The sequence below is a fragment of the Microbacterium sp. X-17 genome (genome assembly GCF_039615055.1).
This window is the reverse complement of sequence record NZ_JBDHNI010000001.1, coordinates 918,682-941,945: the sequence shown is the minus strand read 5'-3', so window position 1 is coordinate 941,945 and position 23,264 is coordinate 918,682. Positions and strand designations below refer to the sequence as shown.

Sequence of the window (23,264 nt, the reverse complement as noted above, 5' to 3'; positions counted from 1 at the left end):
AGCGGCGGTCAGGGCTCCAGCTGCTCGCTCAGCTCCAGCCAGCGGGTCTCCTGGTCGGCGATCTCGCCCTCCAGGGCGCGCAGCTCCTCGGTGAGGCGGCCGAGGCCCACGTAGTCGCTCTGGTCGTGGCGGGCGATCGACTCGTGGTGGGCGGCGACCTGGCCGGCCAGCTTGGTGAGGCGGCGGTCGATGGAGGCCAGCTCCTTCTCGGCCGTGCGCAGGGCGGCGCCGGACAGCGTGGGGGCCGAAGCAGAAGGCGAAGCAGAGACAGCCGGAACAGCAGGCGCCGCCTCGCGCTCGCGCCGCAGCCGCAGGTACTCGTCCACTCCGCCCGGCAGGTGCCGGAAGGCCCCGTCCAGCACCGCGTACTGCTGGTCGGTCACCCGCTCGACCAGGTACCGGTCGTGCGACACCACCAGCAGCGTGCCCGGCCAGCCGTCGAGGAGGTCCTCCATCGCGGCGAGCATGTCGGTGTCGAGGTCGTTGGTCGGCTCGTCCAGGATGAGGACGTTCGGCTCGTCCAGGAGGATCAGCAGCAGCTGGAGGCGGCGCTTCTGGCCGCCGGAGAGGTCCTTGACCGGCGTGGAGAGCTGCGCGTTGGTGAAGCCGAGGCGCTCCAGCATCTGGCCGGGCGAGACCTCCTTGCCGCCGGCGAGGTACGTCGTGCGCTTGTCGGCGACGACCGCGCTCACCCGGAGGTCGCGGACGGCCTCCAGCTCGTCCAGCTGCTGGGTGAGCGTCGCGATCTTGACCGTCTTGCCGCGCTTGACGCGGCCGGCGGTCGGCTCGACCGTGCCGGCGACGAGGCCGAGCAGCGTGGACTTGCCCGCTCCGTTGATCCCGAGGATGCCGGTGCGCTCGCCCGGCGCGATCCGCCATTCGACGTCGCGCAGCACGGTCTTCGGCGGGAACTCGACTGTGACGTCGATCAGGTCCACCACGTCCTTGCCGAGGCGGGCCGTCGCCAGCTTGGTGAGCTCGACGGTGTCGCGCGGGGCCGGCTCGTCGGCGATCAGCGTCGCCGCCGCGTCCATCCGGAACTTCGGCTTGGAGGTGCGTGCCGGCGCGCCGCGGCGCAGCCATGCCAGCTCCTTGCGCATCAGGTTCTGCCGCTTGGTCTCGGCGACCGCCGCCATCCGGTCGCGCTCGACGCGCTGGAGGATGTACGCCGCGTAGCCGCCCTCGAACGGCTCCACGATGCCGTCGTGGACCTCCCAGGTCGCCGTCGACACCTCGTCCAGGAACCAGCGGTCGTGCGTCACCACCACGAGAGCGCCGGAGGCCGCCGGCCAGCGCCGCTTCAGGTGGGCGGCGAGCCAGGCGACGCCCTCGATGTCGAGGTGGTTCGTCGGCTCGTCCAGGAAGAGGATGTCGTGGTCGTGCACGAGGAGGGCGGCGAGCGCGACCCGGCGGCGCTGGCCTCCGGAGAGCTCGCCGATCGTCGCCTCCCACGGCACGTCGGAGACGAGCCCGGCCAGCACGTCCCGCACGCGCGGGTCGCCGGCCCAGGTGTGCTCGTCGCGGTCGCCCACGATGGCGCGGCCGACGGTGAGCGCGTCCGGCAGCCGGTCGCGCTGGTCGAGCATCCCGACCGTCACGTCACGGCGGCGGGTGACCCGGCCGGAGTCGGGCTCGATGCGCCCGGCGAGCAGCGAGAGGAGGGTGGACTTGCCGTCGCCGTTGCGGCCGACGACGCCGATGCGGTCGCCCTCGGAGACGCCGAGCGTCAGCGAGTCGAAGACGACCTTGGTCGGGTATTCGAGGTGCAGCGACTCGGCGCCGAGGAGATGAGCCATGAGGTCCTCCAGCCTACCGTCGCGGGCCGGGACCGCCCTGCGCGGGGGCGCCGGCTCCCCCACCTTGGGGGAAACCGACCGAACACCCTGCTGTGGGATGATCGTGGGACCGGACTGCGCGTTCCCGACCCGCGCGGTCGATGGGGGCTGACCGTGACCGACGAGCTGGCGATCGTACGCCCACTCTTCGGACGCGACCGGGCGAGGGAGACCATCCTGCTCGTCGCCCACCGCGCGATCGACCGCGGCGGCGCCGTGCTCGTCACCGGCGAGGCGGGGCTGGGCAAGACCTCCCTGCTCGCCGACATCGCCGAGCGGCTGGACGGCTGGACCGTGCTGCGGGTGAGCGCCGACTCGTTCGAGTCCGACCTCGCGTACGCCACCGTCGAGACGCTGGTGCGGGGGCTGACCGCGCTGCGCGGTGCGGATGACGCCACGATCCGCCCTCCCGGCCCGGAGGACGACGCCCTCACCGTCGGGAGGCTGCTCCTCGACGCGATCGACGGGCTTACCGGGCCGGTGTGCCTCGTCGTGGACGACGCGCAGTGGGTGGACGAGCCCTCGGCGCGGGCGCTGCGCTTCGTGGTGCGGAGGCTGTCCGACCGCGGCTTCCTGTTCACCGCGGCCTCGCGCCCGCAGCCGAACAGCGTGACCGCCCTGTTCGACGACCTCGCGGCGACCTCGGTCAACCACGCCAGGATCGACCTCACCCCGCTCACCGTCTCCGACACGCAGGAGCTCGCCGAGCACCTCCTGGGCCATGCCATCTCGCGCCGCACGGCGACCCGGCTCACCGAGGCGACCCAGGGCTCCCCGCTGCTGCTGAGCGTGCTGCTCGGCCAGCTCCGCGACACGTTCGAGCAGGCGCTGCATCCCGCGGGCTGGGACCTCCCCGACACCGCGATCATGCCCCTCGCGTCGGCCATCTCCGCCGCGCTGGAGGGCGCCGACCCGTCCGTGCGGACCGCCGCCGAGTTCGTCGCCGTGCTGCGCGACCCGCTGCCGGCACCCGTCGTCGGCAGCATCGCCGCCCGCCTCGGCGCGAAACTCGACCTCCCCGGCGCCGTGACGCGCGGGCTCGTCCTCGGCCGCGCCCGCGACGGCGTGCTCTGGGTGGAGCCGGCGCACGCCCTGCTCGCCGACGCGCTCGCCGCCGAGCTGAACGTGGAGCGCCGGGTCGCCATCCACCGGGTCGCCGCCGAGGTGCTGGACGGCCACCGCGCGCTCCGCCACCGGGTGGAGGCCGCCGACACCGCCGACCCGCTGCTGGTCGACGAGCTGCTCACCGCCGCGCTGGCCGCCGCCGACCAGGGCCACGCAGAGCAGGCGATGAGCTACGCGCGCTCGGCGATGCACCTGGCCACCGACGGCGAGCTGGAGCGCGCGCTGATCGAGCTGGGGCTGCTCGCGATGCGGTTCCGCCTGCACGAGCAGATCCTGGAGCTGCGGCCGGCGATCGAGGCCCTGGCGCCGTCGCCCACGCGCGACGCGGTGCTGCTGGAGCTGCGCACCCTCTCCCGCGACGTGCCCGGCGCCCTGGAGCTGGCCCTGAAGCTGGAGGCCGCGCCCGCGACCACGCCGGACGAGCGCGCGATCCGCACCCACGTCGCCGAGGCGATCCCGAAGGTGCTGATGGCGATGGGCGACTTCGCCGGCGTCCTCGACCACCTGGAGACCGCCCGCGCGCACATCGCGGAGTGCCCGCGGCCCGAGGAGGTCGCCGACCCGGCACTGCGCTGGCTCGCCGAGCCCGACGAGCACCTGGTCCGGCTGCTCGGCTGGGCGCTCAACTCGGCCGCGCACGCGCGCCGGCCCGACCTGTTCGCGCCGCTCACGGCCGAGCTGGACGAGGTGCTGGCGCACCACGAGTCGCCCGCCGCCGTCGACGCGCTCGTCGCGCGCTCCCGGGTGTCCATCCTCGGCGGCGACGTCGAGCACGCCCGCGCCGATCTGGCCAGAGCGAACGAGCTTCTCCGCCGCTTCCCGTCGAGCTGGACCGCCGGCTTCGCCCGCACCATCTACGCGCACATCCTCTTCCTCGTCGGCGAGTGGGAGGAGTCGGTCACGCTGGCCGACACCGCCGTGGCGCTGGCCCTGGACGAGACCGACCTGTCCGGCTGGCCGATCGCCCTCTGGACCTCCGCCCTGGTCCGCGCCGGACGCGGGGAGGCCGACCCGGTGGGCGAGCGGCTGCGCTCGGCCGCGCGGGCCGACCCGCGGTTCACCGGCTCCTACGACGGCGACCTGCCGTTCCTCGCCAGGGCCGAGCTGGCCCGCGCCCTCGGCCGGCCGGAGGAGCAGCTCCGGGCGACGGTCGACGCCGAGGCAGCGGCGACGCGCGCCTCCACCCTCGGCTGGCTCACGTACCGCGTCGACGCGCTCGCGACGCTGGGCCGCGCGGCCGAGGCGCGCCTCGCCTACGAGCGCTGCGCCGCACCCGGATTGTGGCGGCCCTACTACGGCTCGCTGCGCTGGCTCGACGGCCGGGTGCTGGAGGCAGAGGGCCGGATCGCGGAGGCCGTGACTGCGTACCGCGAGGCCGCGCAGGAGTGCCGCTTCGCGTTCCCCGAGGCGGTCGCCGCGCTGGACGCCGGCCGACTGCTCGCGGCGGACGCCGACGCAGGCGACGACGCCGAGACCCTCCTGGAGGCCGCCGCCACGACCTTCCGCAGCCTCGGCGCCAGCAGCTACCTCGCCAGGGCCGCGCAGCACCTCGACGCGCTGCGCTCGGCCCTGAGCGGCACGGCCGACGGCGAGCGCGGCTCCGACGACGGCATCGGGGACCCGCTCGCCTCGCTCACGACGCGCGAGCGGCAGGTGGCCCACGCGCTGGCCGCCGGCATGACCAACAAGGAGATCGCGGAGCGGCTGTACGTCTCGGTCACGACCGTCAACTTCCACGTCCGCAACATCCTCGCGAAGCTCGGGATGCGCTCCCGCCGGGAGCTGCGCTCGCTCGCCCTCCCCCGTCGCCGGCCCGTCAGAAGCGACCGACCCGTCAAGAGTTGACGGTTTTGCGGTCCCCCACTATGAGGACACGCACCCCGCTCGCTAACGTGGTTCTCACCCGGGATGCCCGACCCGCACCCGCACGGATGCGACTCAGATCAACGAATCGTCTCAACCCGACGTGCGCTGCGGATCGGGCGTCCTCGGGCTCCGGCGCCCGCCCGAACGCGCGCCTGTGCGCCTCACCAGCGCCGAGTACACCTGGATCGCCGGGATGTGGCCCGACATGGCCCGGCTTCCAGGGTGCTCGGCGGGTCGGGCCGTGCCTCAGTCGCCGACGACCCGCGCCCCGTGCACGGGACCGGTCGCCCGCACCGCGCGGATGCGGGAGGCGCTCAGCGCGATCTGCAGATCGAGCGCGTTGTCGAGGTCAGCCGTCAGGAAGGCCACGGTCGGACCTGAGCCGGACACGATGCCCGCGAGCGCGCCGTTGAGCTCGCCGAGCTCCAGCACCTCCGCGATGCTCGGGGCCAGGTGGATCGCCGGCGCCTGGAGGTCGTTCGTGAGCGCCTCGGCCAGCATCGCCGGGTCGCCAGCGCGCAGCGCCTGCAGGATCTCCGCGTCGACGCTCGGGCTGCGCTCGGCCGGCGCGATCTCGCCGATGTGCCGCTGCCGGTGCCGATCGAGCTCGCTGTAGACGGCCGGAGTGCTGAGCTCGCCCTCCGGCAGCGCGAGCACCCACTGGAACTGCCCGGTGGCCAGCGCGGGGCTGAGCCGGTCGCCGCGGCCCGTGCCGATCGCCGTGCCCCCGACCATCGCGAAGGGGACGTCGGCGCCGAGCCGCGCGGCCAGGGCGAGCAGCTCCTCGCGGCCGAGCTCGGTGCCCCAGAGCGCGTCGCACGCGACCAGGGTCGCGGCGGCGTCGGCCGAACCGCCGCCCATGCCGCCCGCGATCGGGACGTGCTTGTCGATCTCCAGCCGGACGCCGCCGGTGTGGCCGGTCTTCTTGGCCAGCAGCTTGGCGGCCTTGATGGCGAGGTTCGTGCCGTCGGTCGCCAGGCCGCTCGTGTCGACGCTGCCCGAGAAGCTGACCGAGAAGTCGTCGGCCCGGTACGCGCGGACGTCCTCGTACAGCGACACGGCCTGGTAGGCGGTCGCGACGTCGTGGTAGCCGTCGTCGCGGACGGCGCCGACGCGCATGAACACGTTGATCTTGCCCGGCGCACGCACATGCACGGCATCCACGTCCCACCCCGTACCAGCCTCGACCATGCCTCAAACCTACACACCGCGGGGCCGCCGCGCGGACCACGCGATCAGGGGGTTCCGGCGAGTCTCACGAAGTCGTCGAGCTGGAGCTGCTCGCCCCGGAGCGAGGGGCTGATGCCGGCGGCCTCCAGCGCAGTCGCGGCGGACGTGGGGTCGCCGAAGACGACGGACAGCGACTGCCGGAGGGTCTTCCTACGCTGCTGGAAGGCGGCGTCCACGAGGGCGAACGTGCGGCGGCGGAGGCCCTCGTCGCCGCGCGGCTCCGCACGACGATCGAAGGCGACGAGCACCGAGTCCACGTTGGGCACCGGCCAGAAGATCTGCCGGCTGACGTTGCCCGCCGTGCGCCAGTCGCCGTACCAGGCGGCCTTGACGCTGGGCGCGCCGTAGACCTTGGAGCCGGGGCCGGCGGCGATGCGGTGGCCGACCTCCGCCTGCACCATGACCACTCCGGAGCGGAGGGTCGGGAAGGTCTCCAGGAAGTGCAGCAGCACGGGCACCGAGACGTTGTACGGGAGGTTGGCGACCAGCCGCGTCGGCTGCTCCGGCAGCTCCGTCACCGTGAGCGCGTCCTGGTGCACGACGGTCAGCCGCCCGGCCGCGGAGGGCGCGAGCTGCTCGACCGTGACCGGGAGCTGCGCGGCGAGACGGCGGTCGATCTCCACGGCGACGACGCGCGCGCCGGTCTCCAGCAGGCCGAGCGTGAGGGAGCCGAGACCGGGCCCGACTTCCACCACGACGTCACCCGCCTCCACCTCCGCCACGCGGACGATGCGGCGGACGGTGTTGCCGTCGATGACGAAGTTCTGGCCGAGCTTCTTGGTCGGGGTGACGTCGAGCAGCTCGGCGAGGTCGCGGATCTCGGCCGGCCCGAGCAGGCGCAGCTCGCTCACGCGATCGTCCCGATCGGGCCCGACGGCGGCTGCCCGACCGGCTCGCTGTCCCAGCGGCCGTAGACGAGCTCGGTGTTGGAGTTAATCTGCGCCGCGAGCGTGGAGGCGTCGGTCTCCAGGTACTCGGCCATCGCCCGCAAGGTGTGCGGGATCAGGTACGGCGCGTTCGGGCGGCCGCGGTACGGCATCGGGGTGAGGAACGGCGCGTCGGTCTCGACCATGATCAGGTGGCGCGGCGCGGCCCGAAGCGCCGCCCGGAGGTTCGGCGCGTTCTTGAACGTGATGTTCCCGGCGAAGGACATGAACCAGCCGTTGTCCGCGCAGATCTCGGCCAGCTCCACGTCGCCGGAGAAGCAGTGGAAGACGGTGCGCTCGGGCGCGCCGACCCGCTTCAGCGTCGAAACGACGGCGGCGTGCGCGTCCCGGTCGTGGATCTGGAGGGCGATGCCGTTCTGCTTCGCGATCTCGATGTGCGCCTCGAAGGACGCGAGCTGCGCGTCGCGGCGCGGCCCGGCCTCCGTGCGGAAGAAGTCGAGCCCGGTCTCCCCGGCGGCACGCACGCGCGGCCGCCCGGCCAGCTCGGCGATGACCGCGAGGGCGTCGTCCAGCTCGCCGCGCTCGGCGTAGTCGGGCGCGTCGTTGGGGTGGAGGGCGACGGCGGCCAGCATGCGCGGCTCGATCGCCGCCATCTCCGCCGACCAGCGGGAGGTCTCCACGTCGTTGCCGACCTGGACGACCCCGCGCACGCCGACGCTGGAGGCGCGGTCGAGCTGCTCGCGGTAGTCGAGCGGGTCGTTCCCGTCCGCGATCTCCAGGTGGGTGTGGTTGTCGTAGACGGGCACGACCAGCGCCTCCGGCAGCGGCGGGTACGCGAGGTCGCGACCGTCCGTGACGTGTCGCTGCCGGATGAACGCGGGGTCGGTCATGCCCCCTGCACCACGTCCGCCTCGATCCGCGGGAACAGCGCTTCGAGCCCGTTGACCTCGGTGCCGGCGGGGAGCTGCCCCCAGTCGCCGGCCTTCCGCAGCGGCTGCGCGTCCAGCGGGCCGAGCTCCGCGGTGACGCCGAGCGCGGTCCACAGCTTCGCCGTCGCCTTCGGGATCACCGGCGAGAGCAGCACCGCGAGCGCGCGGAGGCCCTCCGCCGCCGTGTAGAGCACCGTCTGCAGGCGCTCGCGCTTGGCGTCGTCCTTCGCCAGCGACCACGGCTCCTGGATCGTGATGTAGCCGTTGAGCTCGTCCACCACCGTCCACACCGCGGCGAGCGCGTCGTGGATCGCGAGCGTGCTCATCGCGGCGTCGGCGTCGGCCGTGGCCTTCGCGACGACCTGCTGCACGTGGAGGTCGGCCTCCTCGTAGCTCGCCGCCGGCGGCACGACGCCCTGGAAGTAGCGCGTGACCATCGCGACGACACGCGACGCCAGGTTGCCGAAGCCATTGGCGAGCTCCGCCTGGTAGCGCGCGGCGAGGTCCTCCCAGCTGAACGAGCCGTCCTGGCCGAAGTTGATCGCGCGCAGGAAGTAGTAGCGGAACGCGTCGGAGCCGAAGGTGTCGGTGATCTGTGTCGGCGCGATGCCGGTCAGCTTGGACTTGGACATCTTCTCGCCGCCGACCAGCAGCCAGCCGTGGCCGAACACGCGGTGCGGCACCTCCAGGCCCGCGGCCATCAGCATGGCGGGCCAGATGACGGCGTGGAAGCGGAGGATGTCCTTGCCGACCAGGTGCGTCGCCGGCCAGCGCCGCTCGAAGGTCTCGTCGTCCTGGCCGTAGCCGACCGCGGTCACGTAGTTGAGGAGCGCGTCGAACCACACGTAGACGACATGCGACTCGTCCCACGGCACCTTGATGCCCCAGTCGAAGCTCGACCGCGAGATGGACAGGTCGCTGAGCCCCTGACGGACGAACGACACGACCTCGTTGCGCGCCGACTCCGGCTGCACGAACTCCGGGCGGTCCTCGTAGAGGGCGAGCAGGCGGTCGGCGAAGTCGCTCATCCGGAAGAAGTAGTTCTTCTCCTGCAGCAGCTCCAGCGGCTTGGAGTGGATGGCGCAGACCTTCTGGCCCTCGTACTCCCCCGTGCCGTCCACGATCTCGCTCTGCGGCTTGAACTCCTCGCAGCCGACGCAGTACAGCGCCTCGTACTCGCCCGCGTAGATGAAGCCGTCGTCGTACAGCTTCTGCAGGAACTTCTGCACGTTCTTCTCGTGCCGCTCGTCGGTGGTGCGGATGAAGTCGTCGTTGGCGATGTCGATGGTCTTCAGCAGCGGCAGCCACTCGTTCGTCACCAGCCGGTCGGCCCACTCCTTCGGGGTGGTGCCGTTTGCGGTCGCGGTGCGCAGGATCTTCTGCCCGTGCTCGTCGGTGCCGGTGAGCAGCCAGGTGTCGTCGCCGGCCTGACGGTGCCAGCGCGCGAGGACATCCGCGGCGACCTCCGTGTAGGCGTGCCCGATGTGCGGGACGTCGTTGACGTAGAAGATCGGCGTGGTGATGTAGAACGCGGAGCCGTCGGACATGCTGACCATCCTACGGCCGCGCGCGACCCTCCTCGCCGTTGTTACCGACCGCCGGACGGTCGGTTGGAGACTTCCGGGCTATTTCGGAGCTGAAAGTTGTAACTTAGAGCCGACTGACACGAACGGAGCAGAAAATGACCCTCACCGCCGCCGAGATCGACCTGCTCCCGCATGTGCCGATAAGCACGTTCAAGGCCAATCCCGCTCACTACATCCACTCCGGCGCCGCTGTCACGACGCACGGACGTGTGAGCGCGGCATTCATTCCGGTCAGCGACGAGACGGGCCAGGAGCCCCAGGCCGCCCTCGAAGCCGCAAAGACCCGACTTCGGCTGCTCGCGCGGCTGTCCGATCCCGACGTCGTCGCCGACGAGCTCCGGCGTGTCAGCGCGGCGCGCAATGAGGAGACGGTCGGAGACGCGCGGTGACGATCCTCGGCATGCTCGACACCAGCATTCTGATCAGCGGGCTTCCGAGCGAGGTCATCGACGACATCGGCGCCTATCGTTCGTCCATGATCTGCCGAGGCGAGTTGGCGCAGGGACTGGTGGTGTTCCGCGGCGACCGCCGCCATCACGCCGCCGCGAGTCAACGCGAAGAGCTGATCCGGACGCTGGACGAACTCCCGGATTTCTGGCTGGACTTCGACCGTGCCGCATCGGACGGCTACGGCCCCCTCACGGCGCAGCCCCGAAAGGCGATCAGGCAGAAGGACGCACTGATCGCTGCGCACGCCTACGCCGTCGGGGTGCCCCTCCTGACGGGAGACGCCGGGTTCAGCCGGTTCCCCGACGTCGAAGTAGTCCTACTCCCGAACTGACCCCGCCGAGACGTGACTCGTTGCGGGAATCCGGCCCCGGATTCCCGCAGCTACGCACGTCTCGCGGCCAGGGCGGCCTGGTAGAGGTCGCGGCGGGAGAGGCCGGTGGCCTCGGCTACCTCGGCGGCGGCCTCTTTGAGGCGGGCGCCGTCGGCGACGAGGGCCTGCACCTGGGCGAGCGCGGTGGCGGGGTCGGCCTCCCGGGCCGGGGCGCCCGCGACGACCACGACGATCTCGCCGCGTGCGCCGTCGGCCGCCCATTCGGCCAGCTCGGCGAGCGTTCCGCGGCGGACCTCCTCGTGCAGTTTGGTCAGCTCTCGGCACACCACGGCGCGGCGGTCGGCGCCGAAGACGTCCGCCAAGTCAGTAAGGGAAGCGCCGAGCCGGTTGGGCGACTCGAAGAAGACCATCGTGCGCTGCTCCCCCGCGAGCGCCCGGAGCCCCGACGTGCGCTCGCCGTGCTTGCGCGGCAGGAAGCCCTCGAACGTGAAGCGGTCGGTCGGGAGGCCGGAGACGGCGAGCGCCGTCAGCACCGCGCTCGGACCGGGAACGACCGTCACGCCGACGCCGGCGGCGGCCGCGGCCTCCACCAGCGGGAAGCCGGGGTCGGAGACCGTGGGCATCCCGGCGTCGGAGAGCACCACCACGTCCTGGTCGCGGGCCAGCTCCACCAGCTCGGCGGCACGGTCGCGCTCGTTGTGCTCGTGCAGGGCGATCAGCCGCGGCCGGTTCTCGACGCCGAGGCCCGCCAGGAGGCGCTGCGTGACGCGGGTGTCCTCGGCGGCGACCACGGTCGCGGAGCCCAGCAGCTCGACCAGGCGGGCGGAGGCGTCGCCGAGGTTTCCGATCGGCGTCGCGGCGAGGATGATCATGGGTCCAGTATGTCAGGATGTCCTGGTGACCTCCCCCGACATCGCCGCGACCGGCGCCCTGCCGGCCACGCACGCCGCGCCGGCCCGCACCGGCAGCCGGCTCGACGACTGGTGGGCGCGCGTCCTGCGCACACCGCAGCGGCTGCAGCTCTGGTACTGGGGCGCGCCGATCGCGGTCACACTGCTCGCCGCCATCCTGCGGCTGTGGGACCTCGGCACCCCGCACGTGCTCGTCTTCGACGAGACCTTCTACGTCAAGGACGCCTGGAGCCTCTTCCACCTCGGCTACGAGGGGAGCTGGCCCGACAAGGCCGACCAGTCGTTCAACGCGGGCAACACGAACATCTTCGAGTCCTCGCCGTCGTTCGTCGCGCATCCGCCGCTCGGCAAATGGATCATCGCGCTCGGGATGGCCGCGACGGGAGCCGGCAACTCGTTCGGCTGGAGGCTGTCGACCGCTGTCGTCGGCATCCTCGCGGTGCTGATCGTGTTCCTGATCGCCCGGGCGATGTTCTCCTCCACGATCGTCGCCACGATCGCGGGCTTCCTGTTCGCGATCGACGGCCACGCCATCGTGATGAGCCGCGTCGCGCTGCTCGACAACATCGTGATGTTCTTCGCGCTGCTCGCGTTCGGCTGCATCCTGCTCGACCGGCGCTGGCACGCGAACCGGCTCGCCGCGAAGCTGCTCGCCGCCCGCAGCGCAGGGCGCGACCCCTCCTGGGGACCCGTGCTCTGGTGGCGCCCGTGGCTGATCGCCGCGGGCATCCTCACCGGGCTCTGCGCCGGCGTGAAGTGGAGCGGCTTCTACTTCCTCGCGTTCTTCGCCGTCTACATCGTCGTCGTGGACATCGTCGCCCGGCGCCGGGAGGGCGTCGCGTTCTACATCAGCGGCGCCCTGCTCAAGCAGGCGCCCGCGACATTCGTGCTGATGGTCCCGATCGCGTTCGTCTCCTACGTCGCGACCTGGACCGGATGGCTCGTGACGAAGGGCGGCTACTACCGCGAGTGGGCGCAGTCGGTGCACACGCAGTGGACGGGCGGCCTCTCCTGGGTGCCGCTGTGGTTCCAGAACCTCTGGCACTACCAGTCGGAGATGTACAACTACAGCATCAACCTCCACGTGCCGCACCCGTATCAGGCCAACCCGCTAACCTGGCTGTTCATGATCCGGCCGACGAGCATGTACTACACCGGCAACGCGTACGGCCAGGGAGGTTGCACCGCGCCGGGAGGCTGCTCGGCGGCGATCACGTCGCTCGGCAACCCGATCATCTGGTGGGCGGCCGCCGCCGCGGTGTTCTACCTGGTCTACCGGCTCGCCCGCTACCGCGAGTGGCAGGTCGGCGTCATCCTCACCGGGCTCGCCGCGGGGTATCTGCCGTGGCTGCTCTACATCAACCGCACGATCTTCCAGTTCTACGCGATCGCGTTCGAGCCGTACCTGATCCTGGCCCTCGCGGCGGTCATCGCTTTGGTGCTCGGCAAACGCACGGACCCGGAGCGGCGTCGGCGCACGGGGATCGCCTGGACGGCGGTGTTCCTCGGTCTGGCGACCGTCGTCTCGGCGTTCTTCTGGCCGATCTGGACGGCGCAACAGGTGCCGTTCTGGTTCTGGCAGATCCACATGTGGCTGCCGAGCTGGGTCTGAGTTCCCCGCTCGGAACGAGGGGATGCCACTGTCGGCTCCCGGTGGTAGACCGTTCAGTATGGATGCCGAAGAGCCGCTGAACCTCGTCCCCCTTCCCGGAAGCGAACGGCCCGAACGGCCGGGCTTCCAGACGCACGGAGCCCTCGCTCCCGACACGCCCGTCGAGGCGACGCTGATCCTGCGCCGCCGGGCGCCCCTTCCCGACGACGCCTTCACGTCGCACCTGACCACGCAGGAGCTCGGCGACCGCTACGGCGCCTCGCCGGAGGACCTCCAGCTCGTGACCTCCACCCTCAAGAGCCTCGGCGTGACGATCGACGAGGAGAACGCGGCCGAACGGCGCGTGCGCGTGTCCGGCCCGGTCTCCATCCTCGCCCGCGTGTTCGGCACCGACCTCGCCGAGGCCCGGCCGGCCGACGCCGGGGAGGACGCGCCGAGCTTCCGGCAGCGCTCCGGCGGCCTGAGCATCCCGGCCCAGCTCGACGGCGTCGTGACCGCGGTGCTCGGGCTCGACGACCGGCCGCAGGCGCGCGCCCAGTTCCGGCTGACTCCTGCCGCCGCGGTGACGACCAGCTACACGCCGCCCCAGCTCGGGAAGGTCTACGACTTCCCCGCGGGCACGGACGGCAGCGGCCAGACCATCGCCATCATCGAGCTGGGCGGCGGCTACGTGCAGGCCGACCTCGACACGTATTTCGCCGGCCTCGGCATCCCCTCGCCGTCCGTGACCGCCGTCGGCGTGGACGGCGCCGCGAACGTCCCCGGCCAGGACCCCAACGGGGCGGACGGGGAGGTCATGCTCGACATCGAGGTGGCCGGCGCCCTCGCCCCCGGCGCCACGCTGCTCGTGTACTTCGCACCCAACACCGACGCGGGCTTCCTGGATGCCGTGAGCACCGCCGCGCACGCGACCCCCACCCCCGCGGTGATCAGCGTGAGCTGGGGCCAGTCCGAGGACCAGTGGACCGCCCAGGCCCGCAACGCCTTCGACCAGGCCCTCCAGGACGCCGCCGCCCTCGGCGTGACCACGACCGTGGCGGCGGGCGACGACGGCAGCACCGACCGCGTCGGCGACGGCAAGGCGCACGTCGACTTCCCGGCCTCCTCCCCCCACGCCCTCGCCTGCGGGGGCACCCGGCTGGAGGCGGACCCGTCGACCGGCGCGGTCACCTCGGAGACGGTCTGGAACAACGGCACGGGCAACGGCGCGACCGGCGGCGGCGTGAGCGACGTCTTCGCGCTGCCGACGTGGCAGCAGAACGTCGGCGTGCCGCCCGCCCCCGCCGGGGCCCACGCGGGAGGCGCCCCCAAGCCCCACGCCGGGACCCACGCGGGAGGCGCCGCGAAAAAGGGCGGCCGCGGGGTGCCCGACGTGTCGGCCGTGGCCGACCCGCAGACCGGCTACCAGGTCCGCGTCGACGGGAAGGACATGGTCATCGGCGGCACCAGCGCGGTCGCGCCGCTGTGGGCCGCGCTGATCGCCCGGCTGGCGCAGTCCACCGGGACCCGCTTCGGCCTGGTGCAGCCGAAGTTGTACGACTCGATCCGAGCCGGACAGGTCGCCGCGGGGTTCCGGGACATCACGTCCGGAAACAACGGCGCCTACACCGCAGGGTCCGGCTGGGATGCCTGCACCGGCCTCGGCGTGCCCGACGGCGCCCGCCTCCTGTCGGCGCTCTGACCCGCTCGCACGAACCATCCGACAGAACACGCCGCGTCGCCCGGCAGCCACGCGGCGTGTTCTGTCAGGTAGATGCTCGGTCCCCACTGCCGCGCGGCAGCCGACGACCGTCGGCGCCCCTCGACCACCGACGGGGGACGCAACACGGCGTGACGGGTGCGGCAGAGCGGCATGTTGCGACCCCCGGTCGCTACTCGGTGCGCTCCGCGACAGCGGCGGCGGCGGCCGCCGCGACGCGGGGACGCGACACGCCGTGACGGGTGCGGAGACGCGGCGTGTTGCGACCCCCGGTCGCTACTCGGTGCGCTCCGCGACAGCGGCGGCGGCGGCCGCCGCGACGCGGGGTCGCGACACGCCGTGACGGGTACGGAGTAGCGGCGTGTTGCGACCCCTGTCGGCGACGGGACGGGACTCGCGAGCCGGCCGCCGGACGGGCCGTGTCAGGGCGGGGGTGCGGGGACGCAAGAATGGGATGGTGACCTCACCCGCCACTCCGCCCGCGCCCTCCCCCGCCCGCTCCTCGCTCGCGTGGCTGCCGGGCGTCGCCGTCGCGGCCCTCGCCGCCGCCGCGGCGTGGGGCATCCACTGGCTGGCGCCGGCGGTGCCGCTGCTCACGGCGGCGGTCGTGCTGGGGATCGTCGTCGGACAGATCCCGGCCGCGCGCGGCGCCCTCGGCGGGGTGCTTGCCCCCGGCCTCGCGGTGAGCGCGAAGCGGCTGATGCGGATCGGCGTCGTGCTGCTCGGCCTCAAGCTCAGCCTCGGCGACATCGCCGGGCTCGGCTGGGTCGCCATCCTGACGACCGTCGGGATCGTCGTGTTCAGCTTCGCCGGGACCTTCCTGATCGGCCGGCTCTTCCGCCTCCCGGAGCACCAGCCGCTGCTGATCGCGACCGGATTCTCGATCTGCGGCGCGTCCGCGATCGGCGCGATGAGCGGCGTCGTGAAGCCGAAGGACGAGGAGGCCGCCACCCCGGTCGCGCTGGTGACCCTGTGCGGAACGCTCGCGATCTTCGTGCTGCCGCTGCTCTGGCATCCCCTGGGCCTCTCCGGCGTGCAGTTCGGTCACTGGGTCGGCGGCGGCGTCCACGACGTCGGCCAGGTGGTCGCGACGGCGCAGATCGCGGGACCGGCCGCGCTATCCGTGGCGATTGTCGTCAAGCTCACCCGCGTCCTCATGCTCGCCCCGACCGTCGCGATCGCGGCGATCGTCGAGCGCCGTCGCCGGGTGGAGGGCGACCCGAGCGTCAAGCGCCCGGCGGTCGTCCCGCTGTTCGTCGCGGGCTTCATCGCCGCGGTGCTGATCCGCTCGTTCGTCCCGCTCCCGGCCGCAGTGACGGACGGCGCCGACACGCTGCAGACGATCCTGCTCGCGATGGCGCTCTTCGGCCTCGGGACGGCGGTCCGGCTGCGCACCCTCCTCGGAACGGGCTGGCGGGCGCTCGCGACGGGGCTGCTGTCGTGGGCCCTGATCGCGGCGCTGGCGCTCGGCGCGGTGTGGGTGTCGGCCGCCTGAGCGCTGATCCCGCGGGCTAGTGCACGAGCTTCAGCCCGACCACGCAGCCGACCAGGCCGAGGATGAGCAGGAGCTTCACGATCGAGAAGCCGTCGCCGCCGAAGACCATCGCGTAGAGCACGGTGAGCGCCGCGCCGATGCCGACCCAGACCGCGTAGGCCGTGCCGGTGGAGATCTCGCGCATCGCGTACGCGAGGCCGCCCATCGAGGCGAGGAGGCCGACGACGAACACCACGGACGGCCAGAGGCGGGTGAATCCGGCCGACTTCCCGAGGGCCGTCGCCCAGACGGCTTCGAGCACGCCGGAGAGGATGAGGACGATCCACGACACGATGACGACTCCTTGGCCAGTCTTGTCGCGTGCCGGGTACTGAACCGTCGTCCGGGATCGCGGTCGTGCGATCTCCTCCAGGGTAGCGACGCACCCTGAGCATGCCCGGTGCACGGCCGCCGCGCGGGCCTGATGCGGATGACCGCGTGTTACGGCGTCCGCCCGACCGGCTCCTGCGGCCTCGGGTAGCGTGGCGGCATGGCTGATCGCGAATATGGCTTCCGGACCCGTGCGATCCACGCGGGCAACATCCCCGACCCCGTGACCGGGGCGCGCGCATTGCCGATCTACCAGACCAGCGCGTTCGTGTTCGACGACACCGCGGACGCCGCCGCGCGGTTCGCCCTGCAGAAGTACGGCAACATCTACTCCCGGCTGGAGAATCCCACGGTCGCCGCGTTCGAGGAGCGCGTCGCGAGCCTGGAGGGCGGCATCGGCGCCGTCGCGACCGCGAGCGGGCTGAGCGCGCAATACATCACCTTCGCGTCGCTGGCCGGGGCCGGCGACCACATCGTGGCGTCGGCCAACCTCTACGGCGGCTCGATCACGCAGCTCGACGTGACGCTGCGCCGGTTCGGCTTGGACACGACGTTCGTGCAGAGCTCCGACCCGGCCGACTACGCGGCGGCGATCACCGACCGCACCAAGCTCGTGTTCGCCGAGACGATCGCCAACCCGTCCGGCGAGATCGCCGACATCGAGGGGCTGGCCGAGGTCGCCCACGCCGCCGGCGTCCCGCTGATCATCGACTCGACCATCGCCACGCCCTACCTGAACCGGCCGATCGAGTGGGGCGCGGACGTCGTCATCCACTCGGCGACGAAGTTCCTCGGCGGCCACGGGACGACGCTCGGCGGCGTGGTCGTGGAGAGCGGCCGCTTCGACTGGCACACGGAGAAGTTCCCGCTGTTCGGCCAGCCGGTGCCGTCGTACGGCGGACTGCAGTGGTCGGGCAACTTCGGCGAGTACGCCTTCCTCACCCGGCTCCGCGCCGAGCAGCTCCGCGACATCGGCCCGTCGCTCGCCCCGCACTCCGCGTTCCTGCTGGCACAGGGCGTCGAGACGCTGCCCTACCGGATCCAGGCGCACGTCGACAACGCCCGCGCGGTGGCGGAGTGGCTCGACCAGGACCCCCGGATCGAGAAGGTCTTCTGGGCCGGCCTCCCCGAGCATCCGCATCACGGGCGCGCGCAGAAGTACCTCCCGAAGGGCCCGGGCAGCGTGTTCTCGTTCGTCGTGAAGGGCGGACGCGAGGTCGGTCAGCGCCTGATCGAGTCGCTGAACCTCGCGAGCCACCTCGCGAACATCGGCGACGCGAAGACGCTCGTCATCCACCCCGCCTCCACGACGCACGCGCAGCTCACCGAGCAGCAGCTCCTCGACGCCGGTGTGCTCCCCGGCGTCGTGCGCATCAGCGTCGGCATCGAGGATGTGGACGACATCATCTACGATCTGGACCAAGCGCTCAGCGCAGCGGCGAAGGAGGCGGCAGCATGACGACCGCGAACGCGACGACGTCAGCGACGACCACGGGCGAGGCCGGCAGCGCCACCACGACCGAGGTCCAGCTCGTCAACGGCCTGAGCTGCTCCCTCCCGTCCGACTCGCCCCTCGCCAAGCTCCTGAAGTCGCAGCGCACCTGGACCGGCCCCGACGCCAAGGAGCGTCTCCGCATCCTCCGCGCCGCGAAGTCGGTCGCGATCGTCGGCGCGTCGGCGAACCCGGCGCGCTCCAGCTACTTCGTCGGGACGTACCTGCAGCAGTCGAGCGACTTCCGCGTGTACTTCGTGAACCCGAACGCCGACACGATCCTGGGGCAGAAGGCGTACCCGGATCTCGCCTCCCTTCCCGAGGTGCCGGACATCGTGGACGTGTTCCGCCGCGCGAGCGACATCCCCAGTGTGATGGACGAGGCCGTGGCCGTCGGCGCGCCGACCGTCTGGGTGCAGCTCGGCATCTGGAACCAGGAGGCCGCCGAGTACGGCGAGTCGCTCGGCCTCACGGTCGTGATGGACCGCTGCATCAAGATCGAGCACGCCCGCTTCCACGGCGGACTCCACCTGCTCGGTTTCGACACCGGTCAGATCACCGCCCGCAAGACGCTGCGCTGACCTATCGGTCGACTGCTTTCAGCCCACCTCCCTTCACCGCGGGCAGCGACTCCATCGCTCGCGTGAGCCGTTTGTCGGTCGTCACGAGCGGGGCCGTGAGCAGCTCGGACAGCGCGACGAACGTCGCGTCGAACCCGCTCAGGCTGCCCCGGAGATCCCACACGCGCTGCTCGACCGTCTCGAACGGCCACGGCTCGATGGGGAGCTCCAGGAGCTCGGCGTAGGCCATCGAGGCTTCGCCATCGCTCAGGTCGCCCCGCAGCCGCAGCTTGCGCAGGACGTTGGCCGCCTCGGCGAACATCAGATCGGGGGCGGCCAGGTCGCGGCCGCGCAGACGCTCGGCCACGGCACGGCCGTTCTCGCCGGGGTCGGTGAGGAGGTCGATGACGGCGCACGTGTCGACGATCACCGTCTCCGGAAGGCCGAGGTCGTGCGGGAATGGATCGGCGGACGCCGCCGAGGGGTGCGCGGTGAGGGCCGCCGTGCGTCGCACGGCGGCCGCCACCGCGGTCATTCGCGGCTCCGGGCGATCATGTCGGCCACGGCTTCGCGGTCGAGGGGCGGGAAGTGCTCCGCGCGGCGGCGGATGCTGTCGAGGACGTCGTCGACCGTGCGCTTGCCGGCGAGACGGGTGAGTTCATGCACGAGGTACTCCTGAAGTGATCGCCCCGAGCGCGCCGCACGCGCCGCGAGCTCGTCGCGGACCTCGTCCGGAACGGAGCGGATGGTGATTGAAATGGGCATGCATGCAGTTTAGCAGCGGGGGTGGCATTGTGCAGGTCTCCTTTTTTTTGGGGGTGGATGCGATGTGTCCATCCTGGGCGGGCGGAGGCCTGCGGAAACGGCTCGGGAGAAATCAGTGGAGAAGTCGCCGGGAGTCAGCGGCTGTGGAGGAGTTTTGAGCGCGTCCCGGCGATCACGCCCGCGCCACGATGTGGAACACGTGCCAGTGTTTCGGCCCCTCGAACGACATCCCGCGCCGGTCGTCCTCGACCAGCCGCAGGACCTCCAGCCCGGTGAGCATGGCCTCCACCCCCGCGCGGTCGTGGAAGTTCATCCCCGGCCGCCCGAACCACTCGTCGTGCGGCCCGAACAGCTCGCCCGCGAACACGCCGCCGGGCTCGATCGCGTCCCGGATGTCCGCCCACAGGTAGGGGAACCGCGTCGGGTCGCAGAACGGCAGCGCGAAACCGGCGTAGACGAGCTCGGCGCGCGGCAGCTCACCGAGCGCCTCGAAGGTGGCGCAGCGCGTCGACACGCGGCCGGAGGCCTCCGGGTCCAGCCCCGCGCGCACGCGCTCGTCCACCGCCGGGTCGGAGTCCACGGCCAGCACCTGCCAGCCGCGCTCGGCGAGGTCGCGCGTCTCGACTCCGTCGCCGCAGCCGAGGTCCACGGCGGTCCCCGCCGGCCCGTCCCACGCCGCGAGCGCCGACTCGAAGGTCGGCCGGACGCCGCGTCCGCCCTGCTTCTCGTAGAAGTGCGACCAGTCGAACGCCATGCCCGAAGCCTACGCGCGGCGCGGCACGGAACGCCCGGTCCTGGCTAAAATCGGCAGGTGGATTCCGCGCCCTCTCGTCCCCGCGTCGCCGTGCTCGGCCCGGTGCTCGTCGAGGACCGCACCGGCGCGCTCGCCGAGCCGTCCGGCACGCGCGGCAAGAGCCTCATCGTGGCGCTGGCGCTCGCCCCGGGCGGCCGCTCGGTCCCCGGGCTCGTCGACGACCTCTGGGACGACGCTCCCCCGCGGCAGGAGCGCGCGGCCCTGCAGACTCTGGTCTCCCGGGTGCGCACGAGCAGCGCCGACGGCATCCTGGAGTCCACGCCGAGCGGCTACGCGCTGGCCGTCGGCGCGCACGGCACCGACCTGGACCTCGCCGCGCACCACCTCGAACGGGCCCGCGGCGCTCTGGCCGCCGACGCGCACTGCGACGCGCTGCGCGAGGCGGATTCCGGCCTCGCGCTCTGGCGCGGCGAGCCGGGGCTGGAGCTGGCCGGCTCCCGTCTCGGCGAGGAGTTGGCGCGGACCGCCGCCGAGCTCCGCGCCGAACTGCTCGTCGCCCGCGCCCGCGCCGCCCGGGAGAGTGGCGACACCACGACAGCCCTCGCCGACCTCCACGAGCTGCTGCGCCTGCGACCTCTGGACGAGTCCCTGCACGCCGAGCGCATCCGCGCCCTCGCCGACGCCGGCCGCCGCAGCGACGCCCTGCTCGCGTACGCCGACCTGGCGGAGGCCCTGCGCGAACGCCTCGGCACGCGTCCCGGCGCTGAGCTGGTCGCCCTGAACGCCCGCCTGCTCGCCGAGGAGGACGAAGGCGAGGAGCACGACCGCGAGCCCGCCTCGCCGCGCCGGGTCCGGGTCGGACTGCGCACCGCGCCGAACGCCCTGGTGGGACGCGAGTACGATCTGGAGGCCGTGGAGGACCTGGTCGCCACCTCCCGCCTGACGACGATCCTCGGCGCCGGCGGCCTCGGCAAGACCCGGCTGGCCCACGAAGTCGGCCATCGCGCCATCCACACGCCCGCCGTCGTCCTGGTCGAGCTCGCCAGCGTGCGCACCGGCGCGGACGTCGAGCTGGCCTTCGCCACCACGCTCGGCATCCGGGAGGCCAGGACCGCGCGCCTGGCCGAGCCGGGAGCCCAGCTCGACCTGCGCTCGCGCATCCTCGGCCTGCTCTCCGAGCGCGAGACGCTGCTCATCGTCGACAACTGCGAGCACATCATCGACGCGGCCGCCGCCTACGTGGAGGACATCCTGTCGGCCACCCCGACAGTGCGCGTGCTCGCCACGAGCCGCGCCCCGCTCGCGATCGGCGCCGAGCGGGTCTACGCGCTCGGCCCGCTGCCCTCCGACGACGACGGCCCGGCGGTCGAGCTCTTCCGGGAGCGCGCCACGGCCGCGCGCCCGGGCGTCGTGCTGCCGCCGGAGGCCGTGGCCCGGCTGTGCGCGCGGCTCGACGGCCTCCCCCTCGCCATCGAGCTCGCCGCCGCACGCACGCGCTCGCTGTCGGTCGAGGAGATCGAGCGGCGGCTCGGCAACCGCTTCGCGCTGCTGACCGGCGGCGAGCGCACCGCGCCGGAACGCCACCGCACCCTGTTCGCGGTGATCGACTGGAGCTGGAACCTGCTGGCGGCGTCGGAGCAGGCCCTGATGCGCCGGCTCTCGGCCTTCCCCGACGGCTTCAGCGCCGAGGCCGCGGAGGCGGTCGCGGGAGCCGGAGCGGCGTCGGTGCTCGACGATCTCGACGCGCTCGTCGCCCAGTCGCTCGTGACCGTCTCGGAGGACCAGGACACCGGCATCCTGCGCTACCGGATGCTGGAGACCGTCCGCGAGTTCGGCGACCTGGAGCTGACCGCGGCCGGGGAGGCCGCCGACGTGCAGGCCGGAGTGGACGCCTGGGCGGTCGCCTTCGCGCGCGAGGCGATGGCCCACATGCACGGCCCGGACCAGGTGCCGACCTTCGCCCTCGTGACCGCCGAGCAGGACAACCTGGTCGCGGTGCTCCGCTCGGCGATCGACGGCGACCGGCCGGGGACGACGGCCGCGGTGTTCGCGGTGCTGGCGTACTACTGGTCCCTGCGCAGCACCCACACCGAGGTGCTGGGCTTCGGCGCTGCGGTGCTCGACGCGCTGGCCGGCTGGGAGCCGGAGGGCGACGACCGGGAGGCCGCGGCCGCCTGCTACGCGCTGATCGGCGGCACCTTCCTCTACGCGGGCCTGCGCACCGCGGTCCGCGCGATCTCGCGCCTGCGCCGGCTCCGCCGCGGCGCGCCCTTCGCCGACCCGCGGCTCGGCGCGATCGCGAGCCTGGTCCTCGCCGCCGGGCACGTGGAGCCCGGGATGCGCCTGCTCGCCGAGTTCAGCCGGTCGGCCGACCCGGAGCTCGCCGCGATGGGCAGCCTCCTGACCGCGCAGCTGCAGGAGAACGCGGGCGAACTGGACGACGCGCTCGCGAGCGCGACGCGGGCGCACGAGAAGGCGATCGAGGCGCAGGACACCTGGTCGCGGGCGTCGGCCGCGCAGAGCCTGGCCCAGCTCCACAGCCAGCTCGCGCACCCGCACGAGGCGCTCGCCTGGGCGGCGAGCGCCCACGAGGGCCTCGCGACGCTGCGCGCGGCGGGCGACCTCCGCCAGCTCGACTGGCTGATCGCGGTCAACTCGATCTCCGCCGGCGACGTGGACCGTGGGCGCGCCCTGCTGGAGGACTACCTCCACGAGGAGGTCGACCGCACCGGCTTCGACTACGTCGACTACTACGGGATCGGCTTCGCCGGCATGGCGGAGATCGCGCTGGCGGAGGGCGACTACGCGCGCGGTGTGCGCCTGTACGACGAGGCGATCGGCGTCTACACGGACGACACCGCCGTCGAGCGCGATGCGGTCGCGAACCCGTGGCTGACCATCCTGGGCGCTGCCCTGGTCGCCGCGCGGCTGCGGGCGCAGGAGGCCGGGATGCCGGACGACGACCCGCTCACCGGCACCGAGACCGCGGAGGCGGTCCGCCGGCTGCGGGTGCGCGTCCTGGTGAACGCCCGGCTGAGCCCGTCGTACCTCGACAAGCCCGTGATCGGCACCGGCCTCCTCGGTGTGGCGATCTGGATGCTCGACGCGGAGGTCGGCGCGGCCCACGGCGACGAGTGGGTCGACACGGGGCTGGAACTGTTCGCGCTGGCGGCGCGCGCGAACTCGCGGCAGGACATCGAGAGCCTCCACCGGCCGGCGCTCGCGGAGCGGGTGCGGCGGACGTGGGGCGAGGAGCGGTTGGCGGCGGCGCAGGCGGCCTCGGCGGCGATCGGGCGGGATGCGGCGGCGGTGCGGGGGTTGGAGTTGCTGGGGGAGATTCGGGTCTGACGGGCCCTTGCCATACATGA

The 23,264-nt window shown here is 72.7% G+C and carries 19 protein-coding genes and 1 riboswitch; of the genes, 9 read left to right on the top strand and 10 right to left on the bottom strand.

Features of this window, described 5'->3' with window-relative positions; genetic code table 11:
* Positions 1–8 precede the first annotated feature (8 nt).
* Positions 9–1,796, bottom strand: coding sequence for an ABC-F family ATP-binding cassette domain-containing protein (locus ABCS02_RS04595; RefSeq protein WP_345834416.1), 1,788 nt, complete (start codon positions 1,794–1,796; stop codon positions 9–11).
* Positions 1,797–1,949: 153 nt separating this feature from the next.
* Between ABCS02_RS04595 and ABCS02_RS04590 the strand changes: the two genes are divergently transcribed.
* On the top strand, positions 1,950–4,805 hold the full coding sequence (locus tag ABCS02_RS04590) for a LuxR C-terminal-related transcriptional regulator (protein WP_345834415.1): 2,856 nt from the start codon (positions 1,950–1,952) through the stop codon (positions 4,803–4,805).
* A 267-nt stretch (positions 4,806–5,072) separates the two neighbouring features.
* On the opposite strand, the gene ABCS02_RS04585 is transcribed toward ABCS02_RS04590, so the two are convergent.
* Genes ABCS02_RS04585 through metG form a run of 4 tightly spaced genes read right to left on the bottom strand, consistent with a single transcriptional unit; the run spans position 5,073 to position 9,419 of the window.
* Entirely contained in the window at positions 5,073–6,017 is a 945-nt protein-coding gene (locus ABCS02_RS04585; RefSeq protein ID WP_345834414.1) for a 4-(cytidine 5'-diphospho)-2-C-methyl-D-erythritol kinase, read from the bottom strand.
* Between the two features lie 44 nt (positions 6,018–6,061).
* On the bottom strand, positions 6,062–6,907 hold the full coding sequence (rsmA, locus tag ABCS02_RS04580) for a 16S rRNA (adenine(1518)-N(6)/adenine(1519)-N(6))-dimethyltransferase RsmA (RefSeq protein WP_345834413.1): 846 nt from the start codon (positions 6,905–6,907) through the stop codon (positions 6,062–6,064).
* On the bottom strand, positions 6,904–7,833 hold the full coding sequence (locus ABCS02_RS04575; RefSeq protein WP_345834412.1) for a TatD family hydrolase: 930 nt from the start codon (positions 7,831–7,833) through the stop codon (positions 6,904–6,906). Before ABCS02_RS04575 ends, rsmA begins: the two co-directional genes overlap by 4 nt.
* On the bottom strand, positions 7,830–9,419 hold the full coding sequence (gene metG, locus ABCS02_RS04570; RefSeq protein ID WP_345834411.1) for a methionine--tRNA ligase: 1,590 nt from the start codon (positions 9,417–9,419) through the stop codon (positions 7,830–7,832). Before metG ends, ABCS02_RS04575 begins: the two co-directional genes overlap by 4 nt.
* Positions 9,420–9,553: 134 nt before the next feature.
* On the opposite strand from metG, the gene ABCS02_RS04565 reads away from it, so the two are divergent.
* Entirely contained in the window at positions 9,554–9,847 is a 294-nt protein-coding gene (locus tag ABCS02_RS04565) for a hypothetical protein (protein ID WP_345834410.1), read from the top strand.
* Positions 9,844–10,239 carry a PIN domain-containing protein gene (locus ABCS02_RS04560; protein WP_345834409.1) on the top strand — a complete coding sequence of 132 codons (396 nt, stop codon included), beginning with the start codon at positions 9,844–9,846 and terminating at the stop codon, positions 10,237–10,239. The genes ABCS02_RS04565 and ABCS02_RS04560 overlap by 4 nt, the downstream gene beginning before the upstream one ends.
* Positions 10,240–10,289: 50 nt before the next feature.
* Here ABCS02_RS04560 and rsmI read toward each other — a convergent pair whose 3' ends face one another.
* Positions 10,290–11,111, bottom strand: a complete 822-nt coding sequence (rsmI, locus tag ABCS02_RS04555; RefSeq protein WP_345834408.1) for a 16S rRNA (cytidine(1402)-2'-O)-methyltransferase — start codon at positions 11,109–11,111, stop codon at positions 10,290–10,292.
* A 25-nt stretch (positions 11,112–11,136) separates the two neighbouring features.
* Here rsmI and ABCS02_RS04550 point away from each other — a divergent pair, with 25 nt between their 5' ends.
* The 3 genes from ABCS02_RS04550 to ABCS02_RS04540 all read left to right on the top strand — a co-directional run bounded on the left by ABCS02_RS04550 (position 11,137) and on the right by ABCS02_RS04540 (position 15,956).
* The gene (locus ABCS02_RS04550; protein ID WP_345834407.1) at positions 11,137–12,762 is read left to right on the top strand and encodes a phospholipid carrier-dependent glycosyltransferase; all 1,626 of its coding nucleotides are present in this window, start codon (positions 11,137–11,139) and stop codon (positions 12,760–12,762) included.
* 58 nt (positions 12,763–12,820) lie between these two features.
* The gene (locus tag ABCS02_RS04545; protein ID WP_345834406.1) at positions 12,821–14,443 is read left to right on the top strand and encodes a S53 family peptidase; all 1,623 of its coding nucleotides are present in this window, start codon (positions 12,821–12,823) and stop codon (positions 14,441–14,443) included.
* Between the two features lie 472 nt (positions 14,444–14,915).
* On the top strand, positions 14,916–15,956 hold the full coding sequence (locus ABCS02_RS04540) for a putative sulfate exporter family transporter (RefSeq protein ID WP_345834405.1): 1,041 nt from the start codon (positions 14,916–14,918) through the stop codon (positions 15,954–15,956).
* A gap of 16 nt (positions 15,957–15,972) precedes the next feature.
* Here ABCS02_RS04540 and ABCS02_RS04535 read toward each other — a convergent pair whose 3' ends face one another.
* Positions 15,973–16,287, bottom strand: a complete 315-nt coding sequence (locus ABCS02_RS04535) for a multidrug efflux SMR transporter (protein WP_345834404.1) — start codon at positions 16,285–16,287, stop codon at positions 15,973–15,975.
* Positions 16,288–16,298: 11 nt separating this feature from the next.
* Positions 16,299–16,363, bottom strand: a riboswitch (guanidine-III (ykkC-III) riboswitch).
* 122 nt (positions 16,364–16,485) lie between these two features.
* Here ABCS02_RS04535 and ABCS02_RS04530 point away from each other — a divergent pair.
* Both ABCS02_RS04530 and ABCS02_RS04525 read left to right on the top strand, forming a co-directional pair.
* Positions 16,486–17,784 (top strand): O-acetylhomoserine aminocarboxypropyltransferase/cysteine synthase family protein, encoded by a 1,299-nt coding sequence (locus ABCS02_RS04530; RefSeq protein WP_345834403.1) that lies wholly within the window; start codon positions 16,486–16,488, stop codon positions 17,782–17,784.
* The gene (locus ABCS02_RS04525) at positions 17,781–18,398 is read left to right on the top strand and encodes a CoA-binding protein (RefSeq protein ID WP_345834402.1); all 618 of its coding nucleotides are present in this window, start codon (positions 17,781–17,783) and stop codon (positions 18,396–18,398) included. Before ABCS02_RS04530 ends, ABCS02_RS04525 begins: the two co-directional genes overlap by 4 nt.
* Before the next feature lies 1 nt (position 18,399).
* Here ABCS02_RS04525 and ABCS02_RS04520 read toward each other — a convergent pair whose 3' ends face one another.
* The 3 genes from ABCS02_RS04520 to ABCS02_RS04510 form a co-directional block, all read right to left on the bottom strand.
* A complete protein-coding gene (locus ABCS02_RS04520) occupies positions 18,400–18,912 on the bottom strand; it encodes a type II toxin-antitoxin system VapC family toxin (protein WP_345834401.1) in 513 nt (170 codons plus the stop codon).
* Positions 18,909–19,142 carry a hypothetical protein gene (locus ABCS02_RS04515; protein ID WP_345834400.1) on the bottom strand — a complete coding sequence of 78 codons (234 nt, stop codon included), beginning with the start codon at positions 19,140–19,142 and terminating at the stop codon, positions 18,909–18,911. The genes ABCS02_RS04520 and ABCS02_RS04515 overlap by 4 nt, the downstream gene beginning before the upstream one ends.
* Before the next feature lie 172 nt (positions 19,143–19,314).
* Complete coding sequence (locus tag ABCS02_RS04510) at positions 19,315–19,896, bottom strand: class I SAM-dependent methyltransferase (protein WP_345834399.1); 582 nt, start codon at positions 19,894–19,896, stop codon at positions 19,315–19,317.
* 57 nt (positions 19,897–19,953) lie between these two features.
* Between ABCS02_RS04510 and ABCS02_RS04505 the strand changes: the two genes are divergently transcribed.
* Positions 19,954–23,244: a BTAD domain-containing putative transcriptional regulator gene (locus ABCS02_RS04505; protein ID WP_345834398.1), complete on the top strand. Its 3,291-nt coding sequence runs from the start codon at positions 19,954–19,956 to the stop codon at positions 23,242–23,244.
* Positions 23,245–23,264: the final 20 nt, after the last annotated feature.

Coding starts and splice junctions, on each gene's coding strand:
- ABCS02_RS04595 (WP_345834416.1), bottom strand. CDS start 1,796: ATGGCTCATCTCCTCGGCGCCGAGTCGCTGCACCTCGAATACCCGACC.
- ABCS02_RS04585 (WP_345834414.1), bottom strand. CDS start 6,017: ATGGTCGAGGCTGGTACGGGGTGGGACGTGGATGCCGTGCATGTGCGT.
- ABCS02_RS04575 (WP_345834412.1), bottom strand. CDS start 7,833: ATGACCGACCCCGCGTTCATCCGGCAGCGACACGTCACGGACGGTCGC.
- metG (WP_345834411.1), bottom strand. CDS start 9,419: ATGTCCGACGGCTCCGCGTTCTACATCACCACGCCGATCTTCTACGTC.
- ABCS02_RS04565 (WP_345834410.1), top strand. CDS start 9,554: ATGACCCTCACCGCCGCCGAGATCGACCTGCTCCCGCATGTGCCGATA.
- rsmI (WP_345834408.1), bottom strand. CDS start 11,111: ATGATCATCCTCGCCGCGACGCCGATCGGAAACCTCGGCGACGCCTCC.
- ABCS02_RS04545 (WP_345834406.1), top strand. CDS start 12,821: ATGGATGCCGAAGAGCCGCTGAACCTCGTCCCCCTTCCCGGAAGCGAA.
- ABCS02_RS04540 (WP_345834405.1), top strand. CDS start 14,916: ATGGTGACCTCACCCGCCACTCCGCCCGCGCCCTCCCCCGCCCGCTCC.
- ABCS02_RS04530 (WP_345834403.1), top strand. CDS start 16,486: ATGGCTGATCGCGAATATGGCTTCCGGACCCGTGCGATCCACGCGGGC.
- ABCS02_RS04525 (WP_345834402.1), top strand. CDS start 17,781: ATGACGACCGCGAACGCGACGACGTCAGCGACGACCACGGGCGAGGCC.
- ABCS02_RS04520 (WP_345834401.1), bottom strand. CDS start 18,912: ATGACCGCGGTGGCGGCCGCCGTGCGACGCACGGCGGCCCTCACCGCG.
- ABCS02_RS04515 (WP_345834400.1), bottom strand. CDS start 19,142: ATGCCCATTTCAATCACCATCCGCTCCGTTCCGGACGAGGTCCGCGAC.
- ABCS02_RS04510 (WP_345834399.1), bottom strand. CDS start 19,896: ATGGCGTTCGACTGGTCGCACTTCTACGAGAAGCAGGGCGGACGCGGC.